The organism is Hymenobacter telluris, assembly GCF_017313265.1.
GTDB lineage: Bacteria > Bacteroidota > Bacteroidia > Cytophagales > Hymenobacteraceae > Hymenobacter > Hymenobacter telluris.
On record NZ_JAFLQZ010000009.1, the window covers coordinates 152,483 to 167,062 of the forward strand.

The following is a 14,580-nucleotide window of genomic DNA, read 5'->3' on the forward strand; positions in this document are numbered from 1 at the left end:
TTTATGATTACGGTATGATTATGTTATAGATAATGTTTGATAATGAATACTTATAGCTGCCCTCATTGGCGCTTCCCCTTTGTAGCAACGCTGTTTGTAGAGAAGTAGCTAGCGTGTGCGAATACTAAAAAGACGTAATCAAGCTACGGAGAGGTTGTGGCCTAACCAGGTTTCATGGTAAAAAAGGCTGTAGCGCGCTACTGGATAGTGGTTTACTTCCAGCGGCTGAAAAATTGGTCGAAGGTGTCGCGGTACCGCTCACTCACCGGAATGGTCTCATCACCAATTTGCACGGTGCCGCGCGTGACGGATTTAATTTGGCGGAGGGCAATGACGGTTTCTACGCCGGCCGCATCAACGATACCACCCGCACCCAGGTTGATGTGCTGCTAACGGCGTATCCGCTGGGTGCGGCCCGGCTGTACACGTTCGGGCGCGGGAGCCTGGTTACCTCGAATGGCCGTACCTTCCCAAACGCTCTACTGGGGGCTGGGGGCCGGTGTACGCCAGTTTTTCGGTGGAGGCGTTTGTAAGCGGGGGCGAAGTGCCCGTACTTTTCGAGCGGGACGCGGCCGATGTGTACAACCTGCTCGACCCACTCCGCCGCCGCCTTGGGGTGAGTGCCTACCGGCAATTCGGGCCACATTGGCGGGGGCAGCTGTATTACGTGAATGCCCGTTACCAGCAGCTGAGCCTGCACACCATTTACACTCAACATTCCCTGACGGGAAGCCTCCTATGGACCTGGTAAGAGCCTTCTGCGCCGCCGTTTCTCTAGTATATGTCTCGGTTGTTTCGGCGGCGGCGCAGGATTTGTCGTCGGCTTTTGCCAGCAGCTATGCCGCCGAGGTCAAGGCCGATTATGCAGCGGCTATTTCGGCGTTGCGCACGGGCTACGTGGGCACATATGAGTAGAACCTGCGCCTGGGCTGGCTGTATTTTCTGTCCAAAAACTACACGGTGTCCAGCACCTACTACCAGAAAGCCGTGGAGCAGCGGCCCAACGCCGTGGAGCCGAAATTCGGGCTGGTGAAGCCGTTGAATGCCCTCAATCAGGTTAGCCAGTTGCAGGCCACCTACCAGGCCATCCTGAAAATAGACCCGCAAAACACCCAGGCCAATTATTGGACCGGGGTGTTTTTGCTTAACCAGAAAGCCTACGACAAAGCCGCCCGCTACATCGAGCGGGTGGTTGGCCTCTACCCATTCGACTACGACGCCAACCTTTCCCTGGCTTGGTGCTACCTGAACCTGGGCCGCAAAGCCGACGCCCGGTTGCTCTACGGCAAGGCCCTGCTCGTGCGCCCCAACGACCCCACCGCCTTGGCCGGTCTAAAGTGTGCTTCGTAAAACGCCTTGGTGTTGCAGGGCCCGCACTCAGGAGTAAGAGCAGAAGCTACAGCAGAAGTGCCAGGCGTGCAGGACAGACAACAGAAAGTTGTCTGGATAAGCCGCTAAAGGTCAAGTGCTACGCCGCGTAGTTAGAGCAGCTCAAAGGACTGTTGGCGCCAAATGTGCCAACAAGCAGGTCGCCAACGAGTATGGCGTGCCCATTGCGGAGTGCGGCGGTGCCATCGACGTGTGAAACGTGAAATCCGTCGATGGTCATAAAGTCAAGTAGGTTTTCTAAGGATTGAGAAGAAGACGCTAAGAATAGGGCAACTGCGGTTAATTCCATGAGGTGTGGCAACGGTGAGGTGAGGGGCGCGGAAATTTGATGGAATCAAAATTCGGGGCATTACACTCTAAAGTAAAGGCCACTTCATGTGTAGTTATGACTGGTATTTTATTTATATAATATGATTATATAAATAATATCGGTGTAACAATAAGCCTAGAAATGAGCTTATGTAAAAGTTATAAGGAGCAGTAACTATGCAATTAGTGACATTGGCTCATGCTCAACTGACAAGCAAGAGGTTCATTCAAACCCTTTCTATTAACTTCAATAAATGCTATTTATGATACATAAAAGGCAGCTGATGCCGCCAGATGCCGCCTATTGGGGCGAGGTGGTAGCAGTTTGGCGCTGGCGGTGCTGCTTGGCGTATTCGGAAGGGGAGAGGGTGTATATTTTCTGAAAGGCTTTGCGGAAGTACTTGGCATCTTCAATACCCACCTGAAACGCCACTTCCGATACCCGCAATTGCGTGTTAGCCAGTAGCTGAGCGGCCCGTTTCATGCGCACATCCCGGATAAACTCCACTGCGGTTTGGCCGGTGATGCTTTTGATGCGGCGGTAGAATACCGATTGGCTCATGGCCATTTCTTTCACCAGCACCTGCACGCTAAATTCTGAGTCGTCGAGGTGGCGCTCCACGATGCTCATGGCGGTTTCCAGGAAGGTTCGGTCGGCGTCGGCTACTACTATTTCGGTGGGTTCCAGCAGAATCTGCCGCTGGTAGAACTCGTGCAGCTTGCGCCGGTTGCGCAGCAGTGCGGCCGCCTTGGCGTGCAGCAGCGTGGGATTGAACGGCTTGCTTACGTAGTCGTCGGCACCCATGCCGAGGCCTTCCAGCTCGTGGGTTTCGGCGGTGCGGGCCGTTAGGAGCAGCACCGGAATGTGCGCCGTTTTGGGGTGCTGTCTGATTTTCTGGCACAACTCCAGTCCGTCGCTACGGGGCATCATCACATCCGAAATGATGAGGTCGGGCAGCTGAGCCAAGGTTTGTTCCCAGCCCAGCAGGCCGTCTTCGGCGGTTATCACCTCGTAGTCGGCCTCAAATAGCTGTTGCAGGTACTGGCGCACCTCGTCGTTGTCTTCTACCACCAACAAGCGTGGCGGGCCGGCGGGCACTGCCGGAGCTTCGGGCAGGGTCAGCAAATCGGCCTCCAACTGGTGCAGCGGCTGGTCGTCGGAAGTGGCAGGCAGGAGCGTATCGTCGTCGTCCTGAATGTCTTCGGGGCGCAGGTGCTGCTGGCCGAACGGCAGCCGCAGCTCGAAGGTGGTGCCCACGCCCTGGGTGCTGGCCACCGTGAGCAAGCCGCCGTGCCGCTCAGCAAACTGCTTGGCCAACGACAACCCGATGCCCGTGCCCGTCATGCGCAAGGTGTTGGTGTGCGAAGCCTGGTAGTAGGGGTCGAAGATGTGCTCCAACTCGCTGGCTTTGATGCCAACACCGGTATCCGTAACGTTGATTTTCAAATAGTTGCCCGTGAGCCTGCCGTTGCTATACACGGCGTCCTGGCTCGGGCTGCCCACCACCGATGCCGACAGCTCCACCCGGCCTTTGGTGCGGGTGTACTTGAAGGCGTTGGCCAGCAGGTTGGTCAAAATGATTTCCAGCTTGCTCCGGTCGAAGTACAGCAGCACGGGTTCCTCGGGTAGTTCCAGCCGGTACTCCACCTCCCGCTCTTGCGCCTTCAGCTGGAAGATGGAGTGGATTTCGGTTAGAAACCGGGTGGCATTGCCGTAGCTGGCCCGCAGCGGCACGTTGCCCGATTCCACCTTGCGGAAGTCCAGCAGCTGGTTTACTAGCTCCAGCAGCTTACGGGCCTGCTTGTGCATGAGGTGCACCTTGGCCCGCAGGTCGGCTACGGGGCCAGCGCTGCGCACAATTTCTTCCATCGGCCCCAGAATGAGGGTGAGCGGGGTGCGCAGCTCGTGGCTGACGTTGGTGAAGAAGCCCAGCTTGAGGTCGGTGAGTTCCTTTTCCTTTTCGGCCTGAAACTGCTCCAGCACCAACCGGCTCTTTAGCTGCTGCTGGGCCATTTCGAAGCGCCGGTACAGCGCCACCGCACCCAGCGCGGCCAAGGCGTACAGCAGGTAGGCCCAGCCGGTTTTGTACCAGGGTGCCCGCACGTCAAACTGCATGGTAGCCATTTTCTTCGACCACACGCCTTCGCCGTTGCTGGCCTTGACTTGCAGGGTGTAGTGCCCGGCGGGCAGGTTACCGAAGCTGGCCGTCCGCTGGCCCTGGGCTGGGTACACCCACCCTTTATTGTACCCAAGCAACCGATACGCGTACTGGTTTTTCTGCGGGTTGGCATAGTTCAAGCCCACAAATTCCACCGAAAAATCGTTTTCAGAAGCCTTGATTACTACCGTTTGGGGAGTGGAAAGCGGCTGTTTCAAGACCACCCGGCCGTTTAGCTCCTTGCCTACGGTTACGAGCTGGTTGGCAATGCGCAACCCCGTAATCTGCACCACCGGCGGATACGGGTTGGGCTGAATGGCGTGCGGCTGGAAGTAACTGATGCCGTTGATGCCCCCAAAATAGAGCGTGCCATCCTGCGCGCGGGCGGCGGCCCCAATCTTGAAAGCGTTGCTTTGCAGGCCGTCCGTAACATCATAGCGCAGGTAGTGGCGGGTGCTGGGTGTGAACCGGTAGAGGCCGGTACCCCCAATCCAGAGGTGGCCTTCGTCATCGGTGAGCATGCTTTCTACGTCGCTCTCCGGCAGCCACTTGCGGTAGCTTTGTATGACTTCCTGGCCTTGGGCGTTGGTTGTGAGCTTGTGCAGGCCCCCGCCAATGGTACCAATCCAGAGGGTGCCTTGGCGGTCGAGCAGCAGGGGCCACACGTAGTTGACGCGGAGGCCATCCGGAGCACCCGGCGTGTACTGAAACTGCTTGAGTAGCTGCAACGAATTGGGGGTGATGCGCAGCTTGAGCAGACCCGCATCGGTGGTGCTGGCCCACAATACATCCTGCCGCTTGTCGTAGAGCAGATTGGTGAAGTTGTTGGTGGGCAAGGTACTGCTGCCCGTCTGGTAGGCGGCCAGAAACTTGCCTTCCGCCGTGAAACGCAGCAAGCCGGCATTGAACGTAGCCACCCACAACGAACCATACCGGTCCTCGGCCATGCTTTCGATGCTGGTCGAACTCAGATTAGGACCCTGCGGCAACTTATTGTAGGTGGTGACCTTGTCTTGGGTCCCTTGTATTGACAAACTTTTGAGGCCGTAGCCGCGGGTGCCAAACCAGAGCGTGCCGTTGCTGGTCTGAAAAATAGTTGCCACATCCACCCCGCGGGTGTTGTCTATCTTGGTCTTGTTTAGGTAGTTCCGGTACGTTTTGCGGGTAAGATCGTAGCCCGATACGCCGTTGCGGGTGGCCAGCCACAGGATGTTGCGGTCCTCCTCCTTATACAGCGCATTAACGTAGTTGTTGGACAAAGTAGCCTGCCCTTGGAGCTGCCGCCGCAACTGCCCAAATGGCTTCTGGCGCAGGTTCACCTTGTTGAGGCCGCCCGCCGAAGCGCACAGCCAAACCACTTGGTTACGGTCTTCGAAAATCTGGTGAATCCGCTCGGAGTTGATGTTAAACGACTCACCGTCTTTGGGCAGCAACAGAGTGGGAGGGGCCGTACGCAAAGGAGGAGCCGAGCCGGTGGCGGTACCGGCTTCCCACACGTACAACCCGTAGATGGTGCCCACCCACAGACGGCCAAACGAGTCCATGAGAATAGACTGAAGCTGCGGATACGCCAGCGGCTGGGGGTGGGCCGTTAGCTCGCGCACGGTGCGCCGGTTGGCATTGCTCACCCAAAACAGCTGGTTATCGGTGCCCACCCACAGGTCGCTGTGCGGGTCGAGGTAAAGCACCCGAATAGCCTCCGTTACGGCAGTAACTTCCAGGGCCAAGTCTGGGCTTTCCGGGCGTAAAACCCGCAGCCCGTAGTTGAACGTGCCCACCCAGATTTTACTTTCACCGTCTACTACAATGCTGCTTACCTGGTAGTTGTCGTGCGGGTGCTCGGTAGGTGCTGCCAGTTGTTGCAGGTTGGTTAGTTCACCCTGTTTGTTGAAAGTCAGCCGAAAAAGGCCTTCCCGGTAGGTGCCCACCCATAGCCGGCCCTGCTTGTCGGAGGTGATGGCCGACACGCTGATTTGCGACATGCGCCGCATAAGCGCCCGAAAACGGGCCGGTACTCGGTCTTCATCGAAGTTCAAAAGCTGGTCGGCGGCGGCATCATACAAACTCAGGCCGGCCCGCTCGGTACCCACCCACAACCGCCCGCCGGGGGCTACGTGCAATACCTTAATCCGGTTGGCCGAAATGCCGTTGCGGCGGTTGATGGGCAACGAATACTGCTTGAGATTGTAGCCGTCGTAGCGGTCAAGCCCCCGGTTGGTACCCACCCAGATAAAGCCCGCTTTGTCCTGGGCCACGGCCATGGCATCGGAGTGCGACAGGCCCTGGTCAACGGTCAGGTGCTCGAACCGGAACTCACTCGGCGCCACATTCTGCGCCAAACCCGACTGGGTACTTAAGCGCAAAATGGAAAGTAGAGTGAGTAGACACTTAATAAAATGCTTGGCTTGCACGGGTGGGGGAGTTGCGTGGGAATAAAGCTAAGCGAAAAGGCAACGGGGGTGGTAGTAAAGCTGTGAAAAGTTGCCGGGGGCCTACGCACGCCCCGGCGGCCCCGAAGGTAGCGTACTGTTGAGTATACCCCAAATTCTATATAAAAGCCGCAAATCGGAAACGCCAGACAAGTTACCCCCCTCTTTTTGGTGGATATGCCCCCGGCGCTGGGGGTACCTAAGCGCTACTTTTACCCCTACTTAACTGCTCAAAAAACAAGCAGCCAACGGGTTTTCAAGGCCTTTATAAGATAGGCTCTATGAACGACGCCCCGGCTTGCTTGGTGGTGGTTGAAGCTGCCTAGTGTCCCTAATTTCCCACCCATGCCCGGCGCAGGCCGGCATGATAACGCACCATCTATGGGAGTAAAACGTTTACTCTTTTACGGGGCTCTCACCTCGTTGCCCCTTACTGCCACCCAGCTAGCCCACGCCCAAACGCCGGCCGCCGTGCCTGCGGATTCGGCCAGCTCCGCCACCACTGCTGCCCCCGCCGACACGGCTACTACCAAGCTGTTGCGGCCGTTGGTAATTGATGAAAACCAGGAGCCGCTGCCCGGCGTCACCGTCGTCAACCGGCGCACCAGTGCTACGGTAGTTACCGACCGGGGCGGCATTGCCAAACTCACGGCCGAGCCCGGCGACCTGCTGGAGCTGCGCGCTTTCGGTAGCGTGGTGCGCGAGTACAGCGTGGCCGCCGACCGTGACCCGGTGGTGATGCTCAGCACCAAGCACCCGGCCGTGGCCCGCCTCAAGCCAGTGCGCCTGCTCAACAGCCTGCAAACCCGCCCCGACCTGACAGCCGCCTCCACCCAAACGATTTACTACAACGACCTGCAAAAGCTGCCGGTTACCTCGTTCCAGAGTGCGTTGCAGGGGCGCGTGGCCGGCTTGGCTACCTTCCAGGGCTCGGGCCAGCCCGGTGCCGACGGCGTGGGGGTGGCCCTGCGCGGTAGTGATTCGCCACTGGTTGTTATCGACGGGATTCCGCGCCAGCTGACGGTGTTCGACCTGGAGGAAATTGAGTCGGTGACGGTGCTGAAGGATGCGCTGAGCACGGCCATGCTGGGCGTGAAGGCCTCTAACGGGGCGCTGGTGGTAACCACCCGCCGGGGTACGCCCACGGTGCCGCGCATTTCGTTTACGGCGCAAAGCGCGCTCCAGCAGCCGCTTAGCTTGCCGAAGGGCCTCGATGCCTACAACTACGCCCTGCTCAACAACGAAGCCCGCCGCAACGACGGCCAGGCCCCGGCCTACACCGATGCCGACCTGCAAGCCTACCAAGACGGCTCCGACCCCATCGGGCACCCCAACGTGAACTGGCGCGACCAGGTGCTGAAAAAATCGTCGCGGCTGGACCGCTACACCTTCAGCGCCACCGGCGGCAACGACTTCTCGCAGTATTTCGTGTCGCTGGAGCACCTCAACCAGTCGGGCCTGCTCAAGGAGAGCGACATCAACAAGTACAACACCACCAACTACTTCAAGTCGTACACGCTGCGCTCCAACGTGGAGCTGCAACTCAACTCCAAGCTCTCGGGCGGGGTGGGGCTGCTCGGCCGGATTCTCAACGGCAACGAGCCCGGCTTCGGCACCGGCTCCATCCTGAGCACCATCTTCAACACCCCCGCCAATGCCTACCCCGTGTACACCGAGGACGGGCGCTACGCCGGCAACCAGCAGTACCAGCAAAACCTGTGGGGGCTGGCCGTGGGCTCGGGCTACCAGCAGAACTACAAGCGCGACATGCTGGCCGACTTCCACCTGAAGCGGACTCTTGACGAAATAACGCCCGGCCTCTGGGTGCGGGCCATCGGCTCGTACTACGCTACGCTGTCGGAGAACCTGTTCCGCACCAAGAGCTTCGCGGTGTTTCAGCCCACCGGCAGCACCTACCAGCAGTACGGCGTAAACAGCGACCAAACCAACTCCTCGTCCATCGAGTACCAGGGCCGCACCGACTACGTGGAAGCCACCCTGGGCTACGACCGCACGTTTGGGGCGCACGGCATCAGCGCGGTGGTGCTGGGCAACCGCAACAACTCGGTGAGCAACTCCGAGCTGCCCTACACCATCACCGGGGTTTCGGGGCGGGTGGCCTATAACTTCCAGGAGAAATACGTGCTGGAAGGCTCCTTTGGCCTGAACGGCTCGAACCGCTACCCCGACGACGGCCGCACGCTCTACACCTTCCTGCCCGCCGTGGGCGCCGCCTGGAACCTGCACCGCGAAGAGTTCATGCAAAGCCAGCCGTGGTTGTCGCAGCTGAAGCTGTTCGGCTCGTACGGCCTGACCGCCAACGACAACCCCGGCTACTTCCGCTATTTCCAAACCTACTTCGACTCGCCGAGTGCCATTATCGGTACCAGTGCCGGCAGCAACACCTCCATTACCGAGCAGCCGCTGGCCAACCCCAACATTCGGCCGGAGCGGGCCCGCAAGCTGAACCTGGGCGTGCAGGGCGCGCTGTTCAACAGCCACCTGGGCTTCACGGTGGAGTACTACCGCGCCAATTTCTACGACCTGCTCATGCAGCGGGGGCGCAATACCACCATCCTCGGCAATACCTATCCTACCGAGAACATCGGGCGTAACCTGTTCAGCGGCTGGGATTTCCAGCTGAACTACCAGAAAACCACCGGCGACTTCAGCTACTTCCTGGCCGCCAACCTGAGCTTGCAGAACAGCGAGGTGCTGTACATGGACGAAGTAACCCGCGACTATCCGTGGATGCAGCGCACCGGGCAGCGGGTGGGGCAGAGCTTCGGCTACCTGGCCGAAGGGCTGTTCCAGAACCAGGAAGAAATCAACGGCAGCGCCACCCTGCAAGGCTACGTGCCCCAGCCCGGCGACATCAAGTACAAAGACCTGAACGGCGACGGAGTTATCAACCAGCTCGATGAGGCCCCGATTGGCAGCACCAAGCCCCGGATACCGCTGGGCGCTACGCTGGGTGCTCGCTGGAAAGGCTTCGATGCTTCGGTGCTGCTGCAAGGCCTGCTGAACCGCAACCGGTACCTGCAAGGCGCCAGTGAGTACGCCTTCCTGAGCGGCGGCTTCGGGCAAGCCTTCGAGCAGCACCTGGACCGCTGGACGCCCGACAACCCTGGTGCCAGCTACCCGCGCTTGGGCATCGGCAACCAGGTAAATAACTACGCCACGTCCTCTTACTGGATGCGCTCCGGCAATTACGCCCGCCTCAAGAACGTGGAAATTGGGTACACGGTGCCGCTGACGCTAACCAAACGGTTCCGGGTGCAAGGACTGCGCGTGTTTGCCAGCGGTACCAACCTGCTGACGTTCAGCTCTATCGACCGTCTCGACCCGGAAGCTTTCAACGGCGCCTATCCGCAGCAGCGCCTCTTCAACCTGGGGTTGAACCTGCAACTCTAAGCCCGCCCTTCTTTCTGAATCATGAAGCATAACCTACGCATCAGTGCGCTGGCCCTGGGGCTGGCTTGGGCGACTTCCGCCTGCGAGCGGGTGGAAACCGAGCCCCGCGACTATATCCGGGAAGATTTGGTGTGGGACGAGAAAGACCGCAACGCCACGCTGGCTATATTCTTCCTCAACGACGTGTACAACTACCTGCCCGGCGGTTTCAACCGCATTGGCAGTGGCAGCGGCGACTTCCTGGATGCCGGCGCCGGCGACGCGGTGCCTTCGCGCATCAACCGGCCGGTGGAGTTCTACACCAACGGCAGCGTCAGCTCCATCAACAACCCCGACCCGTACTGGGCCAACAGCTACGCCGGCGTGCGGCGGGCCAACATCTTCCTGGCCAACGTGGACAAGGTGCCCACCACGGCCATCAACCTGCAATACTGGAAAGCCGAAGTGCGCTTTATTCGGGCCATGCTGTGGTTTGAGCTGCTGAAGCGCTACGGCGGCGTGCCCCTGATTGGGGACCGGATTCTGACCGTGGACGACGACCTGGAGCTGCCGCGCAACACCTACGCCGAAGTGCTCGACTACATCGTGAGTGAGTGCGACGCCATCAAGGGTTTGCTGCGGGTGGAGCCCATTGCCGACAGCGACTGGGGTCGGATTCCGCGCGGGGCGGCTATGGCTTTAAAAGCCAGGGCGTTGCTATACGCCGCTAGTCCGCTTTACAACGGCGGCGCCATCAATAGCTCGCCGATTAATGGGCTGCCCACCGCCGACGCCAGCCGCTGGCAGAGCGTGGTGGCCGCCTGTGAGGAACTGCGCGCCCTCAACTACTACGCCCTCCAGACCCCGTTCAACAACGTTTTCACCGTCAAGAAGAACACCGAAATCATTCTAGCCAAGCAGTCAAGCAACAGCACCAACATTGAAAGCTTGAACGCGCCCGTCGGCTACGGGGCGCCCACGGCCAGCCAAGGCCTCACCAGCCCCACCCAAAACCTAGTGGATGCCTTCCCGACCCTTACCGGCCGGTCCATCACCGAAACCGGCACCGACTACAACGCCGCCACGCCCTATGCCAACCGTGACCCGCGCCTGGCCCTGACGGTGTTTGCGAATGGCTCGCGCTGGCTGAACCGCAGCGTGGAAACCTTCGACGGAGGCCGCGACCGGCCCGGCGGCACGCCCGTGCAAACCCGCACCGGCTACTACCTGCGCAAGTTCATGGCCGACTTCAGCAACAACACCACCTACACCAACCAGAGCCACAACTTCCCGATTTTCCGCTACGCCGAAGTCCTGCTCACCTACGCCGAAGCCCTCAACGAAGTGGGGGGGCGCACCGAAAACGCGGTAACCCAGCTGATTGAGCTGCGCCGCCGGGCAGGCATTACGGCGGGCACCAACAGCCGCTACGGCATCAAGGCAGGTATCACGCAGGCCGAAATGCGGGAGCTGATTCGGAACGAGCGGCGCATTGAGCTGGCGTTTGAGGAGCACCGCTTCTGGGACGTGCGCCGCTGGAAGATTGGCGAAACCGCCCTGAGCGGGCCGCTCTACGGCGTGCAAATCACCCGCAACGGCACCGCCCTGACCTACAACCGCCAGCAGGTGACCACCATGACGTTCAAGCCCAACTTGTACTACATGCCCATCCCGTACGACGAAACCACCAAAAACCGCAACCTCACCCAAAACCCCGGCTGGTAGGAGAGGCCAGCCTCTCCACCTATTTCCCACCGCTTTTTATTGGAATTTATATGCATAAAATTGTACTAACGATGGCCGCCTGCGGGGCTTCTCTGCTGATGAGCCCCGTGGCGCAGGCGCAGGGCCAGGTGGTGCGGGGCGTGGTGTCGGATGGCAAGCTGCTGCTGCCGGGCGTTACCGTTATTGAGAAGGGTACGCCTTCCAACGGGGCCTCTACCGATGCCGAGGGCCGCTACCAGCTTACGCTGCGCGGCAAAACCGGCGTGCTGGTGTTCAGCTTCATCGGCTACGAGTCCAAGGAAGTGGCCGTAGGCGGCCAGACTGCCATCAACGTGTCGTTGCGCTCCAGTGAGCAGAAGCTCAACGAAGTAATGGTGGTGGGCTTTGGCGAGCAGAAGAAGATTACGTCCACGGGTTCGGCCAGCTCGGTGAGCGGGCGCGAAATCCGGGAAAACCCCACGGCCAGCCTCCAGAACTCGATTGTGGGCCGCATGCCGGGCTTCTTCTCGCAGCAAACCTCGGGGCGGCCCGGCCAGGACGGCGCGGCCTTCTACATCCGGGGCCAAAGCTCCTACAACGGCAACAACCAGCCGCTCATCATCGTCGATGACATTGAGTACACCTACGAGCAGTTCTCGCGCCTCGACCCCAACGAAATCGAGAGCCTGACCATTCTCAAAGACGCTTCTACCACGGCCATTTACGGGGTGCGCGGCGCCAACGGCGTAATGGTGGTAACCACCCGCCGCGGCCAGAGCGGCCCGCCCAAAGTGAGTGTCCGGCTGGAAAGCGCCATGCAGCAGCCCACCACCCTGCCGAAGTACCTGGATGCCTACCAGAGCGCTTCGCTCTACACCCAGGCCCAAATCAACGACAACGCCGCCAACCCCAACCCCAACTTCAAGCCACGCTTCTCGGAAGAGGATTTGCGCTTGTTTCAGACCGGCGAAGACCCCTACGGCCACCCCAACGTGAACTGGCGCAAGGTGCTGTTCCGGGACTTCAGCCAGCAGTACCGCGCCAACCTTGACCTGTCGGGTGGTACCGACCGGGTGAAGTACTTTGTGTCGGCGGGCTATCTGTACCAGAACGGGCTGCTGAAGGATTTCGGCAAGGGGCAGGGTGTAAACAACAACTTCTTCCACCAGCGCTACAACTACCGCTCGAACCTGGACATCAGCGTCACGAAATCCACCGACGTGCGGGTGGATTTGTACGGCAACTTTGCCCAAACCAACGACCCGGTTTTCGGCAACATTCAGGGCAAGCAGGACATTTTCTACGAGTACAGCAGCTTCCTGGCTTTGTCGCCGTTTGCCTACCCGATTTACAACCCCGACGGCTCCTACGGCTTCAGCCAGTGGCAGATCGACCAGACCGGCTACAACGCCAACAACGTTATCGGTCGCCTAACGCACTACGGCTACAGCCGCACCAATGCCAACAACATCAACGGTATTGTGTCGGTGAAGCAGAAGCTGGATTTCCTCACGAAAGGCCTCCAACTGACGGGCCGGGTAGCCTATACCAGCGACTACGCCTACGGCCGGGGTATGAACCGCAGCGAGTTCCCCTCGTTCATCTACGACCCCACAAAGGCCCCCGACGACCCCACCGCCTACCGTCCGCGCGACCCCAACGTGTACCGGGTGCGCCGCTTCTTCCTGAGCTACGGCGCGGGTAGCACCCGGCGCGCGCTCAACGTGCAAGCCATTCTCAACTACGACCGGACTTTTGGCAAGCACCACGTAACGGGCCTGGGCTTGCTGAACCGCAACTCGGTATCAGCCGCGTCCGGCGACGTCGTGTACAACTTCATTCCCAACAACTTCCGGGGGTACTCGGGGCGCTTTGGCTACGACTATGCTCAGAAGTATCTGTTTCAAGTGAATGCCGGCTACAACGGCTCGACGCGCTTCACCAAAAACAACCGCTACGGCTTGTTTCCGGCCGTATCGGGCGGGTGGGTGCTGTCGGAGGAAGGCTTCTACAAGAACCACATCAAGGCCGTGGACTTCCTGAAATTCCGGGGTTCCTACGGCATTGTGGGCAACGACGCGCTGGGCTCGGGCTTCAGCTATTACTACCAGCAAACCTACAACAACGCCGGCGGCGTGAACCTGGGCTACTCCAGCAACAACTACGGCGGTATTGAAGAAGGCCGGCTGGCCAACGAAAACGTAACCTGGGAAAAGGAAAAGAAGCTGGACCTGGCCGTGGAATTTGGGCTGTTCAACAGCGCCATTACCGGCAACGTCAACTACTTCAACAACGAGCGGTACGACATCCTGACCAACCGGGGCACCATTTCGGCCATTTTCGGGCAGGCGCTACCACCCGTGAACCTGGGCCGGGTGAACAACCGCGGTATCGAGTACGAGCTGGGCTTCAAGAAGCAGCTCACCGCCGACTGGTTTGTGGGCGTGCACGGGCAGTATTCCATTGCCAACAACAAGATTCTGTTTCGTGATGAGCCCCAGCAGCAGTATGGCTACCAGCGCTTTACCGGCAAAGCCATTGGGCAGGAGCTGCTGTACGAGGCCATTGGCTACTACCGCGACCAGCAGGATATTGACAGCAGCCCCCGGACGCCCGTACCGGCCCGCCCCGGCGACCTGAAGTACAAGGACCTCAACGAAGACGGGGTTATCAACGAGTTCGACCGGGCCGTAATCGGCTTGCCCAACCTGCCTACCAACGTGTACGGGTTTGATTTCAACGTGCGCTACAAAGGCATCACCCTTAGTGCGTTGTTTCAGGGCGTGCACGGCGGCAGCACCCGCCTGATTCGGGAAGGCATCAAGGCGTTCAGCTCCAACCTCACCGAAATCCACACCAAAGCCTGGACCCCCGAGCTGGGCGACGCGGCCGAGTATCCGCGCCTCACGCTGCTGGCCGGCCTCAGCGACGCCGACGTGTACCCGTCCACGTTCTGGCAGATTCCCAACGACTTCCTGCGCATGCGCAACGCCCAAATCAACTGGGACCTGCCGGCCGGCTTCACGCAGCGCCTGGGTATTCCGCAGATGCGGGTGTACGCCAACGGCTCCAACCTGCTGACGTTCACGCAGCTAACCAAGCGCTACGAGGTGGACCCTGAAATCTCGCTCAACAACGACCGGGTAGCGTATCCGCCGCAGCGCGTGCTGAACCTGGGCGTCAGCGCCACTTTCTAA

8 protein-coding genes are annotated in these 14,580 nt (G+C 59.7%); 7 read left to right on the plus strand and 1 reads right to left on the minus strand.

From position 1 onward, the window contains the following. Nucleotides 1-317 precede the first annotated feature (317 nt). Genes J0X19_RS14575 through J0X19_RS14590 form a run of 4 tightly spaced genes read left to right on the plus strand, consistent with a single transcriptional unit; the run spans nt 318 to nt 1,350 of the window. Nucleotides 318-533 carry a hypothetical protein gene (locus J0X19_RS14575; RefSeq protein ID WP_206985107.1) on the plus strand — a complete coding sequence of 72 codons (216 nt, stop codon included), beginning with the start codon at nt 318-320 and terminating at the stop codon, nt 531-533. Between the two features lie 11 nt (nt 534-544). Continuing rightward, nucleotides 545-751, plus strand: a complete 207-nt coding sequence (locus tag J0X19_RS14580) for a hypothetical protein (RefSeq protein WP_206985108.1) — start codon at nt 545-547, stop codon at nt 749-751. Next, on the plus strand, nt 739-915 hold the full coding sequence (locus J0X19_RS14585; RefSeq protein ID WP_206985109.1) for a hypothetical protein: 177 nt from the start codon (nt 739-741) through the stop codon (nt 913-915). The genes J0X19_RS14580 and J0X19_RS14585 overlap by 13 nt, the downstream gene beginning before the upstream one ends. A 9-nt stretch (nt 916-924) precedes the next feature. Further along, on the plus strand, nt 925-1,350 hold the full coding sequence (locus J0X19_RS14590; RefSeq protein WP_307788423.1) for a tetratricopeptide repeat protein: 426 nt from the start codon (nt 925-927) through the stop codon (nt 1,348-1,350). A gap of 649 nt (nt 1,351-1,999) precedes the next feature. Here the strand turns inward: J0X19_RS14590 and J0X19_RS14595 are convergent. Beyond that, on the minus strand, nt 2,000-6,220 hold the full coding sequence (locus J0X19_RS14595; RefSeq protein ID WP_206985111.1) for a hybrid sensor histidine kinase/response regulator transcription factor: 4,221 nt from the start codon (nt 6,218-6,220) through the stop codon (nt 2,000-2,002). 447 nt (nt 6,221-6,667) lie between these two features. Here J0X19_RS14595 and J0X19_RS14600 point away from each other — a divergent pair, with 447 nt between their 5' ends. The 3 genes from J0X19_RS14600 to J0X19_RS14610 are packed head-to-tail and all read left to right on the plus strand — an operon-like array spanning nt 6,668 to nt 14,580. After that, complete coding sequence (locus tag J0X19_RS14600) at nt 6,668-9,700, plus strand: SusC/RagA family TonB-linked outer membrane protein (RefSeq protein ID WP_206985112.1); 3,033 nt, start codon at nt 6,668-6,670, stop codon at nt 9,698-9,700. Nucleotides 9,701-9,721: 21 nt separating this feature from the next. Further along, nucleotides 9,722-11,404, plus strand: a complete 1,683-nt coding sequence (locus J0X19_RS14605) for a RagB/SusD family nutrient uptake outer membrane protein (RefSeq protein WP_206985113.1) — start codon at nt 9,722-9,724, stop codon at nt 11,402-11,404. Nucleotides 11,405-11,454: 50 nt separating this feature from the next. Continuing rightward, a complete protein-coding gene (locus J0X19_RS14610) occupies nt 11,455-14,580 on the plus strand; it encodes a SusC/RagA family TonB-linked outer membrane protein (protein ID WP_206985114.1) in 3,126 nt (1,041 codons plus the stop codon).

What these genes read in the sequence shown, in the direction of transcription:
- J0X19_RS14610 (WP_206985114.1), top strand. Translation starts at nt 11,455, where the DNA reads ATGCATAAAATTGTACTAACGATGGCCGCCTGCGGGGCTTCTCTGCTG.
- J0X19_RS14605 (WP_206985113.1), top strand. Translation starts at nt 9,722, where the DNA reads ATGAAGCATAACCTACGCATCAGTGCGCTGGCCCTGGGGCTGGCTTGG.
- J0X19_RS14600 (WP_206985112.1), top strand. Translation starts at nt 6,668, where the DNA reads ATGGGAGTAAAACGTTTACTCTTTTACGGGGCTCTCACCTCGTTGCCC.
- J0X19_RS14585 (WP_206985109.1), top strand. Translation starts at nt 739, where the DNA reads ATGGACCTGGTAAGAGCCTTCTGCGCCGCCGTTTCTCTAGTATATGTC.